Annotated in this window: 17 protein-coding genes; 10 read left to right on the top strand and 7 right to left on the bottom strand. The window is 45.4% G+C overall.

Features of this window, described 5'->3' with window-relative positions:
- Window positions 1-1274 (top strand): LssY C-terminal domain-containing protein (locus AACR09_RS10995; RefSeq protein ID WP_228010503.1); only part of this gene is annotated, 1274 nt, incomplete at its 5' end.
- Between the two features lie 173 nt (window positions 1275-1447).
- Complete coding sequence (locus tag AACR09_RS10990; RefSeq protein WP_102503794.1) at window positions 1448-1828, top strand: VOC family protein; 381 nt, start codon at window positions 1448-1450, stop codon at window positions 1826-1828.
- A gap of 106 nt (window positions 1829-1934) precedes the next feature.
- On the opposite strand, the gene AACR09_RS10985 is transcribed toward AACR09_RS10990, so the two are convergent.
- From AACR09_RS10985 to AACR09_RS10970, 4 genes are all read right to left on the bottom strand, one after another.
- The gene (locus tag AACR09_RS10985; RefSeq protein ID WP_193834959.1) at window positions 1935-3281 is read right to left on the bottom strand and encodes an ATP-binding protein; all 1347 of its coding nucleotides are present in this window, start codon (window positions 3279-3281) and stop codon (window positions 1935-1937) included.
- A 102-nt stretch (window positions 3282-3383) separates the two neighbouring features.
- A complete protein-coding gene (locus AACR09_RS10980) occupies window positions 3384-4043 on the bottom strand; it encodes a response regulator transcription factor (protein WP_193834958.1) in 660 nt (219 codons plus the stop codon).
- Window positions 4044-4131: 88 nt separating this feature from the next.
- A complete protein-coding gene (locus tag AACR09_RS10975; RefSeq protein WP_004734667.1) occupies window positions 4132-4530 on the bottom strand; it encodes a PepSY domain-containing protein in 399 nt (132 codons plus the stop codon).
- A 104-nt stretch (window positions 4531-4634) separates the two neighbouring features.
- Complete coding sequence (locus tag AACR09_RS10970) at window positions 4635-6377, bottom strand: DEAD/DEAH box helicase (RefSeq protein WP_193834957.1); 1743 nt, start codon at window positions 6375-6377, stop codon at window positions 4635-4637.
- Between the two features lie 97 nt (window positions 6378-6474).
- Here AACR09_RS10970 and rsuA point away from each other — a divergent pair, with 97 nt between their 5' ends.
- From rsuA to AACR09_RS10955, 3 genes are all read left to right on the top strand, one after another.
- Window positions 6475-7170 carry a 16S rRNA pseudouridine(516) synthase RsuA gene (gene rsuA, locus AACR09_RS10965; protein WP_004734669.1) on the top strand — a complete coding sequence of 232 codons (696 nt, stop codon included), beginning with the start codon at window positions 6475-6477 and terminating at the stop codon, window positions 7168-7170.
- 214 nt (window positions 7171-7384) lie between these two features.
- A complete protein-coding gene (locus tag AACR09_RS10960) occupies window positions 7385-8602 on the top strand; it encodes a Bcr/CflA family multidrug efflux MFS transporter (protein ID WP_193834956.1) in 1218 nt (405 codons plus the stop codon).
- Window positions 8602-9261 (top strand): DUF2913 family protein, encoded by a 660-nt coding sequence (locus AACR09_RS10955; RefSeq protein WP_017091686.1) that lies wholly within the window; start codon window positions 8602-8604, stop codon window positions 9259-9261. Before AACR09_RS10960 ends, AACR09_RS10955 begins: the two co-directional genes overlap by 1 nt.
- A gap of 217 nt (window positions 9262-9478) precedes the next feature.
- On the opposite strand, the gene AACR09_RS10950 is transcribed toward AACR09_RS10955, so the two are convergent.
- Entirely contained in the window at window positions 9479-10939 is a 1461-nt protein-coding gene (locus AACR09_RS10950) for a DUF2867 domain-containing protein (protein WP_193834955.1), read from the bottom strand.
- 96 nt (window positions 10940-11035) lie between these two features.
- On the opposite strand from AACR09_RS10950, the gene AACR09_RS10945 reads away from it, so the two are divergent.
- From AACR09_RS10945 to nhaA, 5 genes are all read left to right on the top strand, one after another.
- The gene (locus AACR09_RS10945) at window positions 11036-12409 is read left to right on the top strand and encodes an MATE family efflux transporter (RefSeq protein WP_017083326.1); all 1374 of its coding nucleotides are present in this window, start codon (window positions 11036-11038) and stop codon (window positions 12407-12409) included.
- Between the two features lie 122 nt (window positions 12410-12531).
- Complete coding sequence (locus AACR09_RS10940; protein WP_004734674.1) at window positions 12532-13203, top strand: ABC transporter ATP-binding protein; 672 nt, start codon at window positions 12532-12534, stop codon at window positions 13201-13203.
- Window positions 13184-15637: an ABC transporter permease gene (locus AACR09_RS10935; RefSeq protein ID WP_193834954.1), complete on the top strand. Its 2454-nt coding sequence runs from the start codon at window positions 13184-13186 to the stop codon at window positions 15635-15637. Before AACR09_RS10940 ends, AACR09_RS10935 begins: the two co-directional genes overlap by 20 nt.
- The gene (locus tag AACR09_RS10930) at window positions 15627-16775 is read left to right on the top strand and encodes a lipocalin-like domain-containing protein (protein WP_017079058.1); all 1149 of its coding nucleotides are present in this window, start codon (window positions 15627-15629) and stop codon (window positions 16773-16775) included. The genes AACR09_RS10935 and AACR09_RS10930 overlap by 11 nt, the downstream gene beginning before the upstream one ends.
- A 274-nt stretch (window positions 16776-17049) precedes the next feature.
- Complete coding sequence (gene nhaA / locus AACR09_RS10925) at window positions 17050-18213, top strand: Na+/H+ antiporter NhaA (protein WP_004734677.1); 1164 nt, start codon at window positions 17050-17052, stop codon at window positions 18211-18213.
- Window positions 18214-18461: 248 nt separating this feature from the next.
- Here the strand turns inward: nhaA and AACR09_RS10920 are convergent, their stop codons facing one another.
- Both AACR09_RS10920 and AACR09_RS10915 read right to left on the bottom strand, forming a co-directional pair.
- Window positions 18462-19073, bottom strand: a complete 612-nt coding sequence (locus tag AACR09_RS10920) for an OmpA family protein (RefSeq protein ID WP_193834953.1) — start codon at window positions 19071-19073, stop codon at window positions 18462-18464.
- On the bottom strand, window positions 19073-19498 hold a 426-nt coding region (locus AACR09_RS10915; protein ID WP_228010502.1), incomplete at its 5' end, for a TolC family protein. The genes AACR09_RS10915 and AACR09_RS10920, both read right to left, overlap by 1 nt.

The following is a 19498-nucleotide window of genomic DNA, read 5'->3' as shown; positions in this document are numbered from 1 at the left end:
TCATTGGCCCAAACCTATTTGTACCGGGAGAGCCCTTCTTTATCGCAGCGGGCTTTCAACTGTATTCAGGTGCATGGATGGCGTTGGTTTTGGTGATGCTAGGTGGTTTGCTTGGTGACCAACTCAGTTATTTCATTGGTTATAAATACGGTGCTAAGGCGCAACGAAGGCTCATTAAGTTTCGCCCTAAAACCAAAAGATTGATCGCGCGTTGCCGCTATCTGGTTGCACGCAAAGGCACATACATCATTCTTTTTGCTCGTTTATTAGGGCCTATCGCTTGGGTTGTGCCATTTATAGCTGGCTCGCATCGTGTACCGTGGCGTAATTTTAGTGTGTTGGCGTTTATCGGCTTGGCTCTTGGTGGTGGACAGTTCATTGCTTGGGGCATGTTACTGGCGCACGGCGTTGAAAACTTCCCGTGGCTTAATAGCCTTAAGATATTTATCTCTGAGCATAATAGTTTGATCGTCGGTGTGTTCACGGTATTGGTTTTCACCATTATTGGTTATCGAATGAAGTGGCGACGCTTAGTACTTAAGTCGAGTGCGCTGTTGTTGGCGTGGGTATTGTTTGCGAACTACGCCCACTTTTTTTGGAAAGCCGATGACTTTCAGAATCAACCAGAGACGGCTCAAATTGACAAAGTCGACTGGAATTCGGTTACCTATAAAGCGTTTCCTGGCAAATCTTCGTTCTACTCGGCACAAGCGATCAACGTAATTTATGTTGGATCAACCCCAAGAGATTTAATGAAGCAATTAGGCTGGATAGAGAATCAAACTTTCTCTCGAAATGAGATTGAATGGGTTGGTTACCTCGCATTGCTTCGAGACAAAACGCCGCCAGTGTCCGATTTATATTGGAGAGATAAGCCGCAAGATATGGCGTTTCAATTGCCGGGTAACTTGATGAAGCGTAGCCATATTCGCTGGTGGCGTGCTGGTGTTGATATTAAAACTAACCAGCCTCAGTGGTTAGGCGCAATTAGTTATGATGATGGCCTTAAAGTCACGCCTTACTCAGGCATTGTGACCGTACTTCATAACATTGACCCTAATGTTGATGAAGAGCGAGATAGGCTCGCTAATCAGATACGAACGTCATTACCAGACATCGAGTTAGTTAAACACCCATTAGCGACGGTGGAAGTGATCGATGAAGATCATGACTATTATACTGATGGTAGGATCTTAATGATCGGAGTAGCAACCTACCGCGATGATTCACAAGCTTTGGATGTTGCTGTGAACGATATACAGAGTGATATATAAGAGCGACCAGCTCGAGCCTTGTTTGAACCCTCCGTCAAACAAGGCTTTGCAATTTCTACTGGACTGTATCTATACAAACATAACCCCTCTCATGTAATTCCTCGGCTATAAATTTTTCAATTTTGACTATGCTGATTAAGGGCGAACAAGCAGCGAAAGCTGAGGATAACGTTATGCAAATGAATCCGATTGGTTGGTTTGAAATATATGTTGATGACATGTCGAGAGCAAAAACTTTTTATGAATCAGTATTTAAAGTGACGCTGGATAAGTTGGACAATGAAACTGGAATCGAAGTTGAGATGTGGGTATTTCCTTGCGATATGGACAACTATGGCGCCACAGGAGCTTTATGTAAGATGTCCGGTGTAAAAGCGGGAGGCAACAGCACCATGGTTTACTTCTCTTGTGAGGATTGTGCCACAGAAGCCAGTTTGGCAGCGGCCAATGGTGGCGCGCTACAAGTACCCAAAATGGACATTGGTGAGCATGGTTTTATCAGTGTAGTGAGTGACACGGAAGGCAATATGATTGGGCTTCACTCGATGAGTTAATCATATTGAAGCGAGAAAAGCTTTGTTAAACCAGAATAAAGTTAAGCCCTAGCGTTGCGCTAGGGCTTATCGTGTTTACTTGGTTTATTTAGCGTGTTTAGCTTACTTAACCTTTGCTTAGTTTAAGCACCAGAGAGGCTTTCAATCCGCCCATTGAGCTCTTGCTGAGCGTTAGGCTGCCTCGGTAGCTGTGCGCCATTTCATTCACGATGTTAAGCCCCAAGCCAGTTCCTGGTGTGGTTTCATCAAGTCGAACACCACGTTTGGTGACTTGCTCAAGTTTCTCTTCAGGAATGCCTTGGCCATCATCTTCAATCACCAATTCAATGTTGCCATTGTCGAGTTCATTCGAATGGACTCGGATAATGCTGCTCGCCCATTTGTAACTGTTCTCGAGTAGGTTGCCGACCATTTCATCAAGGTCGGTTTTCTCTACTGCCACTTCAATCTCAGAGTCTAGCTCGTTAATCATGGTGACTTCGTTGGCGGCATACACTTTATCAAACGCCATTGAGATAGCTTCAACACGCTCACAAGGTGAAGACTTCACTGAAAGAATGTTCATTGCACCAGCCATGCGCGCACGGCCAAGGTGATAATCTATTTGGTTCTGAATCTGATGAATGGGTTGCTGTAACAATGTTTTGTCATCGTCTGGAAGTCGCTCTATCTCATTTTTCAAAACCGACAGCGGTGTTTTCAACGCGTGAGATAAGTTACCCGCGTGGTTACGCGCTCGCTCCAATAACTCTTGATAGTGGAAGAGTAGGGCGTTGAGGTCAGAAACCAATGGAGAAACCTCTTTCGGGTAGTTGTCGCTTAATCCTTGTTGCTCGCCGTTTCTTAACATCACCAGTTCACGCTGCATCTTACTGAGTGGCAATAGTGACCAGCTGACTTGAATACCAATCAACATCAGCACGCCCACAAACAGCAACATCAGAATCAACCAGACTTGACCTGTAAGTTCGGTCAGTGTGGATTCTAATGGGTCTTCATCAATACCAATGGTGATCGTGACAGGATCGTTCAGTTCAGGCAGATAGATATCCTGCTCGATGTAAATCAGCTTTTCTTTCTCAGGCCCTTTGATTGAAGTATGAATCGGCGAACGCTTGATGGTGAGGTCTTTGTCCCATAGCGAGCGAGATCGAATAATCTGGTCTTGGGTAGCAGCTCGCCAATAAATACCACTGTAGGGTTGGTTAAACCTAGGGTCAGACAGACGCTCTGCCATGATGAGGTTACCACTGTCGTTGGTTTCTATGTTGGCGGTTAACTCGTCCATGGTTAGGCTTAGCTGTTGCTTGACGTCATCGACCAAGTAATCGTTAACCAACTTAGGTATTCCGACACCTGCCGCTAATATCATCGCACCTAGCCAAAAAGCCGCGGCGAGGAGCAAGCGGCTTTTTAGACTGACGTTTTTAAGTGTTCGTTTTTTTAGATTCATACGTTACCAGCCTGTCTTTGCTCATCTTGCTATGAGAACAACGACGATCAGCACAGGCTGTCCACTAATTGGAGATTGCTCTTAGCTTAATTAAATACAGCGTTATTCAGCATTCAGTTGGTAGCCAAGGCCACGAACGGTTTTGATGATCTTTGGTGCGATTTTCTTACGAATACGACCGATGAACACTTCAACCGTGTTTGAGTCTCGGTCGAAGTCTTGCTTGTAGATATGCTCAACCAACTCAGTGCGCGAGATAACTTTGTTTTGGTTATGCATGAAGTACGCGACAACTTTATATTCTAGCGCCGTGAGGCTAACTGCTTGACCTTGCCACAACACTTTAGAACTGCGTGTGTCTAGGCTTAAATCACCAATTTGAAGTATAGGAGCAGCACTGCCTGACGCTCGGCGTAGTTGAGCACGAATGCGGGCTATCAGCTCAACCATCTCAAATGGTTTAGTTAGGTAGTCATCAGCGCCTGCATTCAAGCCTTCTACACGCTGCGTAAGCGTGTCACGCGCACTTAAGATAATCACTGGCGTGTTAATGTTTTCGTCTCGAATGCCTTTTAATACGGTTAGGCCATCCAGCTTAGGTAGACCTAAATCGAGAACAATAGCATCCCACTCTTCTGATGTTGCACGGTAGAGTGCGTCGATACCGTCTTGAGAAAGTTCCGGAACCCAGTCGGTTCCCTCAAGGGTTTCTAGAATTTGTTGGCCCAAGCGAGGTTCGTCTTCAACGACTAAAATTTTCATAATTGTTCTTCTTAATTCTTGTAATGACTGTTCGTTGTGCTTAATTGCTCGTCGTGATCAATGGCGTCTTTAAAGTTGCGGCGCTTACTTATTCACCGTGCTTAATTGCGTCTTTAAAGTTTCGGCCTTTAATCATGAGCATTTCTAACGTCTCGGCGTTGTATTCGACTTTGATGATGTTGTTTTGGTAATTGATTTTTAGTTCATACACCCAAATGTCGTCATCTTCTTCTAGCTCTACTTTAATGATTCTGCCATGAAGATCGTTCTCAACGGCCGCATACATTTCTGAGAAAGGGCGAATATAGCCTTCGCGTACGGCTTCGTAGACTTCGTCTTGATCTTCTTCAAATTCGATACGGGTTCCCGCTTTATGGACATCTTGTACAAGATCATGACCGTTATGATCTGAGTCAGCCCACGCACTAGCGGCGACACATAAGCCTAAGCTTAAAGAAAACATAGAAATCATAACTTTACTAAACATAGCGAATCCTAGAGAAGGTTGATAGCGTTCAGTATAAAAAAGTAATTCTGAACAGAAAGTGAACCTGATGAATAATGAGATTTAGGTTCTCAAAAAATGAGATGTTAACGTTGCTGAAGCTCGTCTTCGAATATCTTGTCTCTCATTTTCCAAAAACGCCCGACTTTACGTGCAATCACGAATTGAGGTGGGCGGAATCTATGTTGGTGAGCAACCACTTTCGTTGGTGAGGCTTCCTCAAAAGGGCGGTGTCTGTCGGCAAGGTGAGGGCGAACAAACTGATCCTTAAAGTTCTGCTTCTGTTTCTTGGTGGTTAATGACCAAAATTCATGCACTTGTGCTTGGTTTTCGCCACGGTAAGTGACTTTAAGTTGCGATTTACCTTTGTCGTCCTTGAGAACGTTAAGATCCATCTCTAAACACTCAAACACCAACGCATCTTTTAGGTTTAACGCTTCCTTAAGCTTTTTATCTGGGTCGACCAAGGTGGCATCACACTCATGACAAATGCGCGCGGCAATGTCGTTGTCAGCGCCGCATTCACCGCAGTATTTGGCTCGGAAGCGATAATTACAGTGTTCGCGTTCTCCAGTGTCTTCATCGGTAAAGTAGCCCTGGCATTTACGGCCAAAGTGCTCTAGCAAGAAGCCATTGCTGTCTAGCTTGCCCCAGAAGTTATTGTTGAAGCCGCATGCAGGGCAGGGGATGGTGATGATTTCACTGTCTGAGTCGGGTTTAGGGTCGCCCACTTCAGGTTGGTAAAGATCGTAACTGTTGCCAGCATAGTCGAGCACCAAACACTCTTTTTTACCCGGCGATAAGCGTAAGCCACGGCCAACGATTTGTTGATACAAACTGATGGACTCTGTCGGGCGTAAAATCGCGATTAAATCGACATGAGGGGCATCAAAACCTGTGGTTAATACCGATACGTTAACCAAGAACTTGATTTTACGTTCTTTGAAGTCACTGATGATTTGGTCACGTTCGAGAGTTGGTGTGTCGCCGATTACGATTGACGATTCACCTTCAGGCAGTATGCCAAGGATCTCTTGTGCGTGTCTAACAGTGGCAGCAAATACCATGATCCCTAACTTGTCTTTGGCCAGTTCAATGATCTGGTCGACAATTTGTGGGGTCGCACGTTTAGATTGCTCAATCACCATATCGAGTTCGGCTTCTTTGTAGCGGCCTGTACTTGCAGGTTTTAGCTGTGAGAAGTCATAGCTCAATACTGGCGCATCGATCATGCGTGCTGGTGTTAGAAAGCCTTCGTCCAACAAGTAGCGAATCGGCAACTCGAAAATACAATCTCTGAAGAACCTAGGCTCTTCAGATCGTACTTGTCCACGCGTGTGATACTGATAAAGCCAACCCATACCAAGACGATAGGGGGTCGCGGTCAGTCCAAGCACCTTGATGCCCGAATTATTCTCGCGCAAGTGAGTGATCACTTTTTGGTAGCTACTGGTCTTTTCATCGGGAACACGGTGGCATTCGTCGATAACCAACAGTGAAAATTGGTTAGAGAATGAATCGAGGTTGCGAACCACAGATTGAACCGAAGCGAACACCACTTGTTGGTCTGTTTCTTTTCGCCCTAAACCCGCAGAGAAAATTGAGCCTTTTAGCCCATAACCTTCATACTTTTCATGGTTTTGTTCGACCAACTCTTTAACGTGAGCGAGTACCAGAACTCGACCTTTCGCAAGCCTTGCTAGCTCTGCAATCACAAGGCTTTTTCCAGCGCCTGTAGGCAACACAAGAACAGCCGGAGTTTGGTGTTTTCTGAAGTAATGAATCACTGATTTTACAGAATCAGCTTGGTACGGGCGGAGTGTATACATATCGCGTCTTGTAGGGTAGAAAACAAATAGTGTGAAATAGCTCAACTAATTGAGCAAAGGTGACTATAATACCCGACTTAGATTAGTTGAGGTATTCATGCGTTTAGATAAATTTCTGTGCGATGCGTTAGGCGTCACTCGAAGAGAAGCAACACACTTATTAAAATCCAAGGCAGTGACAGTAAATGATGTCATTCAAAAAAGCGGTTCACTCAAGGTAACTGAAGAGTGCGTTGTGGAATGGCAAGGCAATGAACTGAATGTTCACGGCCCACGTTACATCATGCTTTATAAGCCAGAAGGCTTTGTTTGTTCGCATGAAGATGGCGCAAATCGTATCGCCTTTGAATTACTCGATGAAATCAAAATGGACAAGCTGCACTTTGCTGGTCGTCTAGATATTGATACGACGGGTCTTGTGTTGATTACCGATGATGGTAAGTGGTCGCATCGCATCACATCACCAAAGCACAAGTGCGAGAAGACTTATCGTGTGTGGTTGGTTGAACCTGTTGAAGACGATTACGTTGAAAAATTCAAAGAGGGCATCCAGCTTAAGAGCGAAGATGGCCTAACACTTCCAGCACACCTAGAAGTTCGTGCTGAGCGTGAAGTACTGTTAACGATTCACGAAGGCAAATACCACCAAGTAAAACGTATGTTTGCGGCTCTTGGTAATAAAGTTGAAGGGTTACACCGTGAGCGTATCGGTGAAATCGAGATGGATGAATCTTTGGAGTTGGGTGAATACCGTTACCTAACACAAGAAGAAGTCGACTCTATCTGGAAGTAATCTTTTCTGCCGTAGATGTGGCCGACCAAGGATAGCGTCGGCTGATTATTTTGACTGGTACTAGGACAGTTTCAGCCATTATTACTATATGTTCATGTATGTGTGCGCATATTCGTGTATCACTGTGCGTATTCGTATATTGCTATGTGTATATTCGTATATTGTTGCATGCATGCTCGTGCTTACATAGAACCTAGTACTTAGTCGGAGAGTTATGCAAACGTCTACCCAACAGACCCCAAGCTCACAACCACAAACTCCTCAGTTAGGTTGGATGCTATTTTTGGTTCTGGGTGCGATTGGTGCACTGACACCACTCGCCATCGATATGTACCTGCCTGCTATGCCAACGATCGCCAAAGATCTAGGCGTGACAGCGGGGGAAGTACAAATCACACTCACAGCGTACACCGCAGGTTTTGCATTGGGTCAGTTGTTACATGGTCCGTTAGCCGACAGTTATGGTCGCAAGCCTGTTCTACTGATTGGTGTATTCTTTTTTGCGGTCGCGTCTGTTGTGAGTGCGACGACTCATGGCATTGAAGCGCTAACGTTAGTGCGTACCGCTCAAGGTTTCGCTGGTGCAGCGGCGGCGGTAATAATCCAAGCCGTTGTGCGTGATATGTTCGACCGTGAAGATTTCGCGAGAACCATGTCGTTCGTTACCTTGGTGATGACGGTTGCACCACTTATCGCGCCGATGATTGGTGGTTACTTAGCATTGTGGTTCGGTTGGCGTTCAATCTTTTGGGTATTGGCTATTTTTGCGGTGATTGTCATTCTCGCGGTGATAATCAAAATTCCTGAGACACTGCCTGTCGATAATCGTCAACCATTGCGCTTTAAAACCACGATTCGTAATTACGCTCGTTTATGTAAAAACCCGACCGCTATGGGCTTGATTTTTTCTGGTGCATTCTCGTTCTCTGGGATGTTTGCATTCTTAACCGCAGGCTCTTTTGTCTACATTGATATCTATGGCGTACGACCTGACTTGTTCGGTTACTTGTTTGGCCTGAACATTGTCGCGATGATTCTGATGACAACCATCAATGGTCGAATTGTTAAGAAGGTCGGCTCTCATACAATGTTGAGGGCAGCGCTGGTCATCCAATTACTGGCTGGCGTAGGTTTACTTGTCGGTTGGGCATTGGATCTCGGGCTTTGGGGAATTGTGCCGTTTGTGATGCTATTTATTGGCACTATCTCTACTATCGGCAGTAACTCTATGGGTCTATTGCTCAGTGGTTATCCAAACATGGCAGGCACGGCTTCATCGCTTGCGGGAACATTAAGATTTGGTACTGGTTCTGTCGTTGGGGCTATCGTTGCGATGCTGCCAAGTGACAGTGCTGGGTCTATGGCTATGGTAATGGCTGCGTGTGCAGTAATGTCAGCATTACTATATTGGACATTAGGAAAGAAGGCATAATGTCAAAATACTATATTGAAATTCAGAAGTTAGTGAATGATGCGCTAGGCGAGCTATATGCTCTACATAAGTCTGGCAAGGCCATTGACGCACCTATCGCGAACAACCTTTACCTTGTTCGCTGGGTAACAAAGGCGATTAAATCCCAAGCTTATGATCGCGTGATTGTGCCTGACTTGGTTCGCTGGCAGAAACAGGGTCGCTCAAAAGGCAATAACTCTGATTTAACTTTTACCTTTAAACGTATTTCTGCGTTTTACGGGCGTTTTTTCCCTGAAGGCGAAGAGCCTAAAGTGCTTAAAGACAGTGATGTTGAAGCGTTCATGGACAAAATGTACGAGATGGGTTGGAGCGTATCGAGTGAAGATGAGCTAACGACTGGTGGCAAGATTCAATTCTTCACCGATGGTGAGCACTCTTTTGCTTTGTGTGGCAAACAGTGTGACGACTCTTTCGACGGCGAGTTGATGGTTAAGCCTATGAATTGGTTTGTTCGTGGTAACCACGCCGAGTTCATTCAAGCGGCGATGGAAGCGGGTTTCATGCTTCACAAAGTAACGGACTACAAGTCTGCGGTGAAGTATCACGGTGAATACATTGTTTACCCTGCTAACCAAGGCAACCAGCTGGCTGAGATCCCAATTAGCGTTATTGGCTAGTAGCGGATTCGGGATACGAGATGAGAGATACGAAGAGCGGAATTATCCGCTCTTTTTTTTGCCTCTCATAGCGCGTGTCGCAAATTTGCTGTTAAGTCTTTTTGCATCTCGACATTCGAATCCCGCATCTGCTTTAATCTTTTCGCATTTCGTTACTCGAATCTCGCATCTGCTTTTAATCTTTTCGCATCTCGTTACTCGAATCCCGAATTTGCTTTTAATCTTTTCGCATCTCGTTACTCGAATCTCGCATCTGCTCTTTAGCCTGCTTCTCAATCGCTTTAACCATGCCTTTAAAGATAAACAGGTGGGCTGGCATCATCGCAAACCAATACAGTAACCCTAGAAAGCCTTTTGGATGCCACCAAGCTGATATGTTCAGTTCACGTGAATCACCGTGGTCAGAGACGGTAATCTCGAGTCGCCCCAACCCCGGGCCTTTCATACCGAAAAGCAAAGATAAAAACTGGTTTTCTTCACAACGAATGACTTTCCACGAATCGATTTTGTCACCGACTTTTAGGGTCGGCCCTTCAGGCATTTGTCGAACCGGCACACCACCGCCAAAGAGAAGATCTAACCATTCGCGTGTGCGCCATAGAGCATTAGCAAAGAAGTAACCTTGCTTCGGGCTTCCTATTTGCTGAGCGACCTGCCAAAGGGATTCTAAAGATGCGCTTGAGGTGATACTTGCGCCTGTTTTCTTAGGGTAATAGCCGTACCCAGCTTGCCAGCGTTTGAAGGCGGTCTTATCAAAGCCCCAAACATTACTTTTCACGAAGTTTCCTTCAGCGTGAATCGCTTGCTCAACCATATTTTCGAACGAGATAAGCTTCTGAGGGTACTTTTCTCTAATGATGGTCGAACTGGCAATAAAGTCATGTTTTAAGCCCGCGAGAAGCGCTCTGCCTATGTTAGACGGAACAGATGTCACAACGCCTAGCCAATATGACGCAATTGAGGGCGTGAGGAGTGACGTCGCCCAAAGCCTGAGTGGGCGATCGGCTGTTTTGGCAATGTGAGCAAATTGATTTCGATAAGAGACAATATCTGGCCCACCAACTTCGAAGGTTTGGCTTTCGCTAGGCGTGTCCTGTGCGAGTTTTAGCAGATAGTGGTTCAGGTTCTGCAAGGCAATAGGGTTGGCTTTAGAGTCGACCCATTTGGGCGCAATCATGATAGGTAAGTTGTACACGAAGTCTCGCATGATCTCGAACGCTGCAGAGCCGGGACCAATGATCACGCCTGCTTGCAGTTCAGTGACGGGGACTGGCCCTTTACGAAGCAGTTCTCCGGTTTTCTTTCTCGCTTGAAGGTGTTCTGAATCACCCGTTTGTGGTTGAAGCGAACTCAGGTAAATGACGTGTTGATTCTTTGGCCCAAGAGCTGAAACAAAGTTACGTGCCAAATTCAGTTCATAATCAATAAAGTCGTGGCCTTCTGCCATGCCATGGACGAGAAAGAAGATAAGATCAAAGTCGGGGACTAATGCTTGTGTTGCGGCTTGATCTGCAAGATCAAGATACTCTAGTGACAAGTTGTCATGAGGTTCGGTTCGTGCCTTTAAATAGTCGATATGCCTTGCTGCGGCAGTGACTTGATAGCCTTGCTCAAGCAGGAGTGGGAGGAGCTGCGAACCAACATATCCAGAAGCGCCTAAAACCAGTACTTTCTTCATTGTTACTCCATTTATATCTGTGGTTAAAAACCGAACATTGATATAATAGCGCGATATTTATCTTTATTCATCAATACGTTCCGTTTAGGTATCTCTATGTTGCTCTCTTCAATTATTCATCACACTCGAGGTGATTTTGTTCGTAGGCTTATTGCGATTGCTTTGCCTATTGCTTTGCAGAGCATTATGTTTTCAAGCCGAGGCTTAGTGGATGTGTTGATGTTAGGTCAGCTTGGGGAAGCAGACATTGCGGCAGTGGGGGTTGCGAGCCGTGCAATGTTTGTGACGACCATTATGCTGGTGGGTGTCACTACGGGCGGCGCTTTGCTAACGGCTCAATATTGGGGCGCGGGTAACAAACAAGGTGTCAGAGAAAGTACCGCACTGACGTGGCTAGTTTCGACCCTGTTTGCGTTGCTGACCATTGTTTTCTTTGTTTCTTTTCCTGCGCAAATCATGGGCGTGACGACCGACTCTCAAGAAGTCATCAGCCTCGGCGTTGAATACATCGTCATCACCTCATTCAGCATGCTGGCGGTGTCGTGCGTCAGCAGTATGGCGGTAGGTTTGAGAGCGATGCACAAACCTGGGTTAAGCACTTTCTTCAGCGGTATTGGCATTCTGTCTAATGTGTTCTTAAACTGGGTGCTGATCTTCGGTAACTTAGGCTTTCCATCGCTTGGAATCAAAGGCGCAGCGATTGCGACGGTATTGAGCGGTGCCATTGAAGTGGCGACTTTATATGGCTACCTCTATTTCTCTAAACACCTATTAGCTTTTAAACTTTGTGATATCAAAGCGGCTGCAACTGTTGAGAAAGTCGTTCGCTTCTTGAAGTTGTCTTTGCCAACCACGTTTAACTTCTTAGCGTGGGCGGGTGGTTTGTTTGCTTACCACGCGATCATGGGACAATCGGGTGTTCAAGGTTTGGCTGCGCTTTCAGTCATGACGCCGGTTGAATCTATCTCATTGAGTTTATTGATTGGCCTGTCTAATGCAGCGGCTGTTTTGGTGGGTAACCAACTTGGCGCGAAAAACAATGAAGCGGTTTATTATCAAGCATTAGGATTAACGATTCTGTGTTTCTTAACCAGTATTGTTGTGGCGATTTTTCTCTATTTCGTCCAAATGCCAATATTGAATGCGTTCAGTGCGTTGACTGAAGAAACCAGAGCCCTCTCTGAGAAATTCATCCTCATTCTCAGCGTGGGGATTATTATTCGCTCGGTACCGCTGACTGTGATCGTTGGTGTGTTGAGAGCGGGTGGTGATGTGAAGTTCTGTCTCTATCAAGATTTGATTGCTCAGTGGGTGATTGGTATTCCACTGGCTGCGATTGCGGCTATCTATTTAAAGTTTCCACCTGAGTGGGTGTATCTGCTTTTCCTCACCGAAGAAGTGATTAAGTGGGGTGGGTCGCTCTATCGCATGAAAACAAGAAAATGGATCAAAAACTTGATAGGAAGTTGAAGTAGGGCGCATCGATCGCATCACTTTATCGTTGGTGTGTGATCTATCTTTCAAAATACTTCCTCCTAACAGGGAATTAGTGTAGATTCTCCTTCCAAATTCTAACTAATGTGAGCTGTTTAATGTTAAAGCTGTCAGACCTATGTAAAGGCTATGTCGACGGGGGGGAATTTCACCCTGTTTTGCAAGGTGCAGAACTAACATTAAACCAAGGTGACCAGCTTGCACTAATGGGCGAAAGTGGCTCAGGTAAAAGTACATTACTGAATCTTATCGCGGGTTTAGATCTAGTAGACTCTGGCGAAATTGCTTTCCCAAACTTCAATATGCACGATTCGACAGAACGCAATCGCACCGCATATCGCCGAAATAATATTGGTCACATCTTCCAGCAATTCAACCTACTTCCAACGCTTAATATTGCTGACAACATTCGTTTTTGTCGCCAGTTAAAAGGCTTGCCTGAAGACAAGGGCCTCTGGAGGCAGATTCTTTCTGCTTTAGACCTTATGCCTTTACTTGGACGTTACCCTGAAGAAGCGTCTGGTGGTCAACAACAACGCGCAGCGATTGCTCGTGCTCTGTACATGGAACCTAAAATTCTGTTAGCCGATGAACCGACGGGAAGTTTAGATGAGCGTAATGCAGAAGCGGTAATGCGTTTGCTTACCTCTTTGGCTCGCCAATTAGAATGTACGTTGCTGTTGGTAACACACAGTGAAAAAGTAGCACAGCACATGGACGGCAGAATCCGCCTACAAGGAGGGCAACTGCATGTTATGGCCCGTAGTTAAGGCACTACTCGGTCACTATCGACGCTACCCACTTCAGATTATTTTGGTATGGCTTGGTTTAACCCTTGGCGTATCACTTTTGGTTGGTGTTACTGCTATCAACCAACACGCCAAGCAAAGCTATGCGCATGGCGAAAAACTCTTTTCGAATCCTCTTCCTTATCGTATTCGACCAAAACACAACGCCAATAAAATCCCGCAAGGTTTTTATATCCAGCTTCGCCGTGAAGGCTTTCAACAGTGTTCTCCTTTTGACCACCATCGTATCACTGATGAAAATGGCGCGAACTTTATGCTTATTGGCATCGACCCTGTGTCTATGCTTCAGCTTCAGCCGGGTGTTGCGTTAAAAGATCTCACTACGTTAAACCTCATGAAGCCGCCATACCCAATCCTTGTGAGTGATGATCTCGCAGAACACATGGAATGGAATAACGGGGACTACATTCCTCTCATGGATGGTTCTGAGCTTGGTCCTATCGCTGTTGATCAAAAAAACCTGATTGATGGTACAAGGCTGATTGCAGATATCTCTTTGCTCAGAATGCTTAAACGCAGTGCTGGGCTGTCTGTGATTGCGTGTTCAGATATGTCGCCTGAGAAGTTTGAGCGTCTTAAAAACATGCTGCCTAATGGTTTGACGATCTCTCGCAGCTCTAAAGCTGAGCTTGAGTCGCTGACCAGCGCGTTCCACTTAAATCTAAAAGCGATGGGTATGCTGTCGTTTGTGGTTGGCCTATTCATTTTCTATCAAGCGATGTCGCTGTCGTTTATTCAGCGCCAACCGTTAGTTGGAATCTTAAGACAGACGGGTGTGTCGGGTTGGCAACTGGCTAAAGCGCTTTGTTTAGAGTTACTGTTATTGGTGGTATTGAGCTGGATCTGCGGCAATGTATTCGGTGTCATGTTGGCAAACCAACTGTTACCAGCGGTATCTTCAAGTTTAGGTGATTTATATGACGCCAACGTTGGTTTAACTATCGACTGGAATTGGCGATGGAGCGGTTACAGCTTATTAATGGCGTTGCTTGGTGCATTCCTAGCGTGTGCTTGGCCATTGGTTCGTCTGCTTCGTTCACAACCGATTCGTTTGACCTCTCGTTTATCTTTGATGCGCTTTGCTGGTACTGAATTCACTTGGCAGGCTTTGATTGGTTGTGGTTTCTTGGTTGCAGCTGTCGCTGTGTATCAAGCGCCTCAGACTCAAGAAACGGGTTTTGCGATTATCGCGCTGATGCTTGTTAGTGTGGCTCTGTTTACGCCGTTCTTGATGTGGAAGCTATTTAACAGCCTGTCTTATTCATTACGTTGGGTTCGTGCTCGTTGGTTCTTCGCGGATGCCGCTTCAAGCATGAGTTACCGTGGTGTGGCGACAATGGCGTTTATGTTGGCGCTAACCGCGAATATTGGTGTAGAAACCATGGTCGGCAGCTTTAGAGATACCACAGATAAATGGTTAACACAGCGCTTGGCGGCAGATCTTTACATCTACCCAACCAACAATGGTGCTGCTCGTATGAATAACTGGCTGTCAGAACAACCTGAAGTGGATTCTGTTTGGTGGCGTTGGGAGAAAGATGTTGCATCTCCAGTCGGCAGTATTCAAGTGGTCAGTACTGGACCTTCTGAAGGTGAGCTAGAAGCGCTGACGATCAAGTTAGGTATTCCTAATTACTGGTATCACTTACATCACTCTAAAGGTGTATTGATCAGCGAATCAATGTCTCTCAAGCTGGGTATTCGCCCTGGTGACTACATTGATCTCTATGACAATCTTGGCTCTGGTTGGCAGGTTGTCGGTGTGTATTACGATTACGGTAACCCTTACCATCAAGTCATGATGTCGCATCGAAACTGGCTGTATGGATTTGCAGGGCGGGGTAATGTGGGCCTTGGCGTAATACTCAAAGATGATGTGAATTCAGTAGGGCTTCGAAGCCGCTTAGAAAGTGTATTCAGGCTTGGCTCGGAGCGTGTTTTCGATAACAACAATATTCACAGCCAAGCGATGCGTGTGTTCGATAGAACGTTCGCGATTGCAGATACATTGGGCAACATCACATTGGTCATTGCAGTCTTCGGTATCTTCTTCGCAACTGTTGCGGGTGAAGTGTCTCGGCAAAGGCATATATCTTTACAGCGCTGTTTAGGTGTATCAGCGAAGGAACTGATTCTGACAGGTAGCTTACAACTGTTTGTGTTCGGGCTTATTTCTTCCTTAATTGCGATTCCGCTCGGCTTAGCGTTGGCTAGTTTGATCGTCGATATCGTGATCAAGCAGTCTTTTGGGTGGTCACTCGAGTTGCAAGTGATTCCCTGGGACTATTTACAGACATTTGCGTGGGCTATGGCAGCATTGATGTTAGCTGGTGCTTTGCCAGTGATGAGAATGATTCGGAACACTCCGATGAAATCACTGAGGGATGCGCTTTAATATGCTTCAACGAAATGGCTCAACGAAATTCAGACACCGATTTGTCTCCTCTCTATTATTGATCGGCTTCTTTGGCACCATTTTAGGTGTCTGGGCGTACTATTCTTACTTTGTTGATGTTGGCGAGAAAGGTGTGAACGAGGTCAATTCAGTGCTTGTAAGCGAACACTTTAATGTATTCGAGCCTGTGTTACCTGACCGCAGCGTTTCGTTACCTCGAGACTTCCAATTCCACCCAGAATTTCAACACGAGTGGTGGCATTACTTTGCTTCTCTAAAAGGAGATGATGGCAAAAAGTACTCGGTTCAATGGAGCTTTTTCCGAATAGCGACTGACGAACGCGAGACTCCGGGGTGGCAAAGCCCACAGGTCTATATCTCAAATGTCGTGATCTCTTCTGATTCTAAGGTTTGGAAAGAGCAACGCTTAGCGCGTGGCGGTATTGGCCAAGCGGGAATGACCAGTCGTCCGTTTAGAATTTGGATTGATAACTGGAACTGGCGGGCCCTTGGCAACACACCATTTCCTGGTCGCCTTCAAGTGAAAACGGATACGTTTGGTCTTGAACTCGACACCATTGCGAAAGGCCCCTATGTGCTCAACGGCGATAATGGTTACCAGAAAAAGCACGATTTATTGCCTGTCGCGTCTTATAACTTCAGCGCTCCATTTTTATCCCTAAGCGGTGTATTGAATCTGGACGGCGTTACCAAGGAAGTAGAAGGCACAGCTTGGGTACATAAAGAGTGGGGCAGTGGCTTACTCGGAGTGGGTCAACAAGGCTGGGATTGGTTCGTGTTTAATCTCGATGATGGTACAGCGCTGAGCATTAACCGCTACCGCCATAATCAACAGCTGCCTTATGTTTTTGGAACATTGGCCACTCGTTCGGGCAAGGTGTACCAGTTAACGGACTCCGATATTTCTATCAAGCCTTTACAGAATACGACGCTACAGAATGGTAGAAGAATGCCGCTCCAATGGATTATTAACGTGCCACAGCACAATATTAACCTCACGACACGCATCAAACGCCGAGATATGTGGTTGCCATTTGTCATACCATATTGGGAAGGGCCAATTATGGCGAGCGGAAGCCATGAAGCGACAGGTTTTATGCAGTTAACCGGTTACTAAAAAACACCTAAGGCTATCATTTGATAGCCTTTTTTGTGCCCATGATTTTTGTGAGCCCCTGATTAATTGTGCATACAGCCTTTGTGATCTCATCTATACTTATTTTATGGTGCATAACAACATTATGGAATATACGACGTATTGTTTAGTATTTGTAGGAAAAACCGAAGTTAAACATCCGAAGAAGTGATTATCTATCGATTACGCTTGGATATAAACTCATGGTTATTCTTTGTTATTCGTTTATTTAAATAATAAATATAAGGGCGAAATCATGACCGACGTCATCCGTGACTTCTTTAAAATGGAATCTGCTGGCGGCATCATACTAGTCATCGCTGCGGCGATCGCAATGTTTGTAGCAAACTCACCACTGAACGAAATGTACCAAGGCGTATTGCACAGTTACGTTCTTGGTATGTCTGTGTCTCACTGGATTAACGATGGCTTAATGGCTGTCTTCTTCCTTCTAATCGGCTTAGAAGTTAAGCGCGAACTTTTAGAAGGCGCATTAAAGTCTAAAGAGACAGCAATCTTCCCAGCTATTGCAGCTGTGGGTGGTATGCTAGCTCCTGCACTTATTTACGTGCTATTCAATTCAAGTAACCCTGAGGCGCTTCAGGGCTGGGCTATTCCAGCAGCAACAGATATCGCATTCGCATTGGGTATCATGGCTCTTCTTGGTAACCGAGTACCGGTCAGCTTGAAGGTATTCTTACTAGCATTAGCAATTATCGATGACCTAGGTGTTGTTGTTATCATTGCACTGTTCTACTCAGGCGATCTATCGACGCTTGCACTAACGGTTGGCTTCATCGCAACGGGTGTGCTGTTCATGCTAAACAACAAGCATGTGACTAAGCTGAGTATTTACCTCATTGTCGGTGCAATTCTGTGGTTCGCAGTATTGAAGTCTGGTGTTCATGCAACATTGGCTGGTGTAGTTATTGGTTTTGCTATCCCACTGAAAGGCAATAAAGGGGAGCGTTCTCCGCTGAAACACCTAGAGCATGCTCTGCACCCATACGTCGCTTTTGCAATTTTGCCAATCTTCGCATTTGCAAACGCAGGTATCTCATTGGAAGGTATCTCAATTTCAAACCTTACAGGCATGCTACCGCTTGGTATCGCTATGGGTCTATTGGTTGGTAAGCCACTGGGTATCTTCCTATTCAGCTGGGGCGCTGTGAAAACGGGTGTAGCTAAACTTCCTGAAGGTGTGAATTTCATGAACATCTTCGCGGTATCTGTGTTGTGTGGTATTGGCTTTACGATGTCTATCTTTATTTCATCACTAGCATTTGGTCCAACGAACGCAGATTTTGATACGCTTGCTCGATTAGGTATCCTGATGGGCTCAACGACTGCAGCTATCTTAGGTTACTTCCTGCTAAGTATTTCTCTACCGAAGACTAAGCAACAAGAAGTAAAGCTATAATTGGTAAGTAAAAGCATAGTTGGTAAGTAAAACTATATTCGGTAGTAGGTTCGCTTGATAGTGAGCCTACTCACTGAGTAACAAGCCAACTCTTGAGTAGCAAGAAGAGTCACAGAGTCATCCCTCGACTCATGTGACAACAAAGAACAAAAAAGCCGTGATGGGCAACCCCATCACGGCTTTCTTGATCTTACTGTTAAGCTGTCTTTGTAAGATAACCCGCCTTACATTTAAGTGACGATGTCACGCTATTTTTCTAGCGTGGTAAAAATGGTCCACTCTTCAACGATTTGTTCACTTAACCCAACCACGGTTGCCGTTACCTTACGGTTTAGTGCATGCGAAGTAGCATCATCACCCTCGTTTTCCAGGCGTTCTTCACCATAACCGACAATTCTTACTCGCTCTGGCTCTATACCATTCGACAGTAACTCGTCTTGAACATTGTTTGCTCGTCTTTTTGATAAATCTAAGTTGTATTCGTTGGAACCCACTTTACTCGCGTAACCTTGTATTTCAATCGACGCACTTTTGTAAGTCTCAAGGAATTCAGCCATTGTGCTGATTTGATCAGAAAATATTGGGTTCACTTCAAATGAGTCATGAGCAAAGAGTATTTTTAACTGTCTGACTTCTTCTGCTCGGATCGTTTCACCACAGCCGTCATTGTCGACTTGTGACGCTTCAGGCGTTCCTGGGCAGGTATCGCGCGCGTTTACCACACCATCGTTGTCGTCGTCTTGCAGGTCTGCAATCTGTTCTGCTTCAGGTGTCTCGATGTAAGCCTCTTCCTGTTTGCTAGAACAGGCAAATAAAGTCATCGTTAATACGGGAAGTAATAAGTACGTTACTTTCATCATTAATACTCCATAGCCGTTGTCCACTCTTCTGGAATATCAACCAGTAGAGCATTCAATAAAGAACCTGTTGCGTTCATCACTCGGTATTTAGCGTACTGCTCAGAGTAATGGGCATCTAGATAATCTTTACGGGCTTCAAATAGTTCGTTCTCAGTGTTGAGCAAGTCAAGAAGAGTACGTTTGCCTATTCGGTATTGTTTTTCATATGCGATAACGGTTTCCGAAGCTGAATCAACATGATCAGATAGGAAGTTCTTTTGTTGCAGCGTGAGGTCTAAGGCGCTCCATGAAAGGCGAAGGCCTTCTTCCACTTGGCGATAAGCACGATCTCTCAAATCTTTTGCTTTGTTCAATTGGTAAGCAGCAGCTTCAGAATTAGCACTGTCTGTTCCGCCGTTGTACAAGTTATATCGCATTCTTAGCAT

The organism is Vibrio sp. OPT20 (assembly GCF_963889365.1).
GTDB lineage: Bacteria > Pseudomonadota > Gammaproteobacteria > Enterobacterales > Vibrionaceae > Vibrio > Vibrio splendidus.
This window is presented reverse-complemented; position numbering and strand designations above follow the sequence as displayed.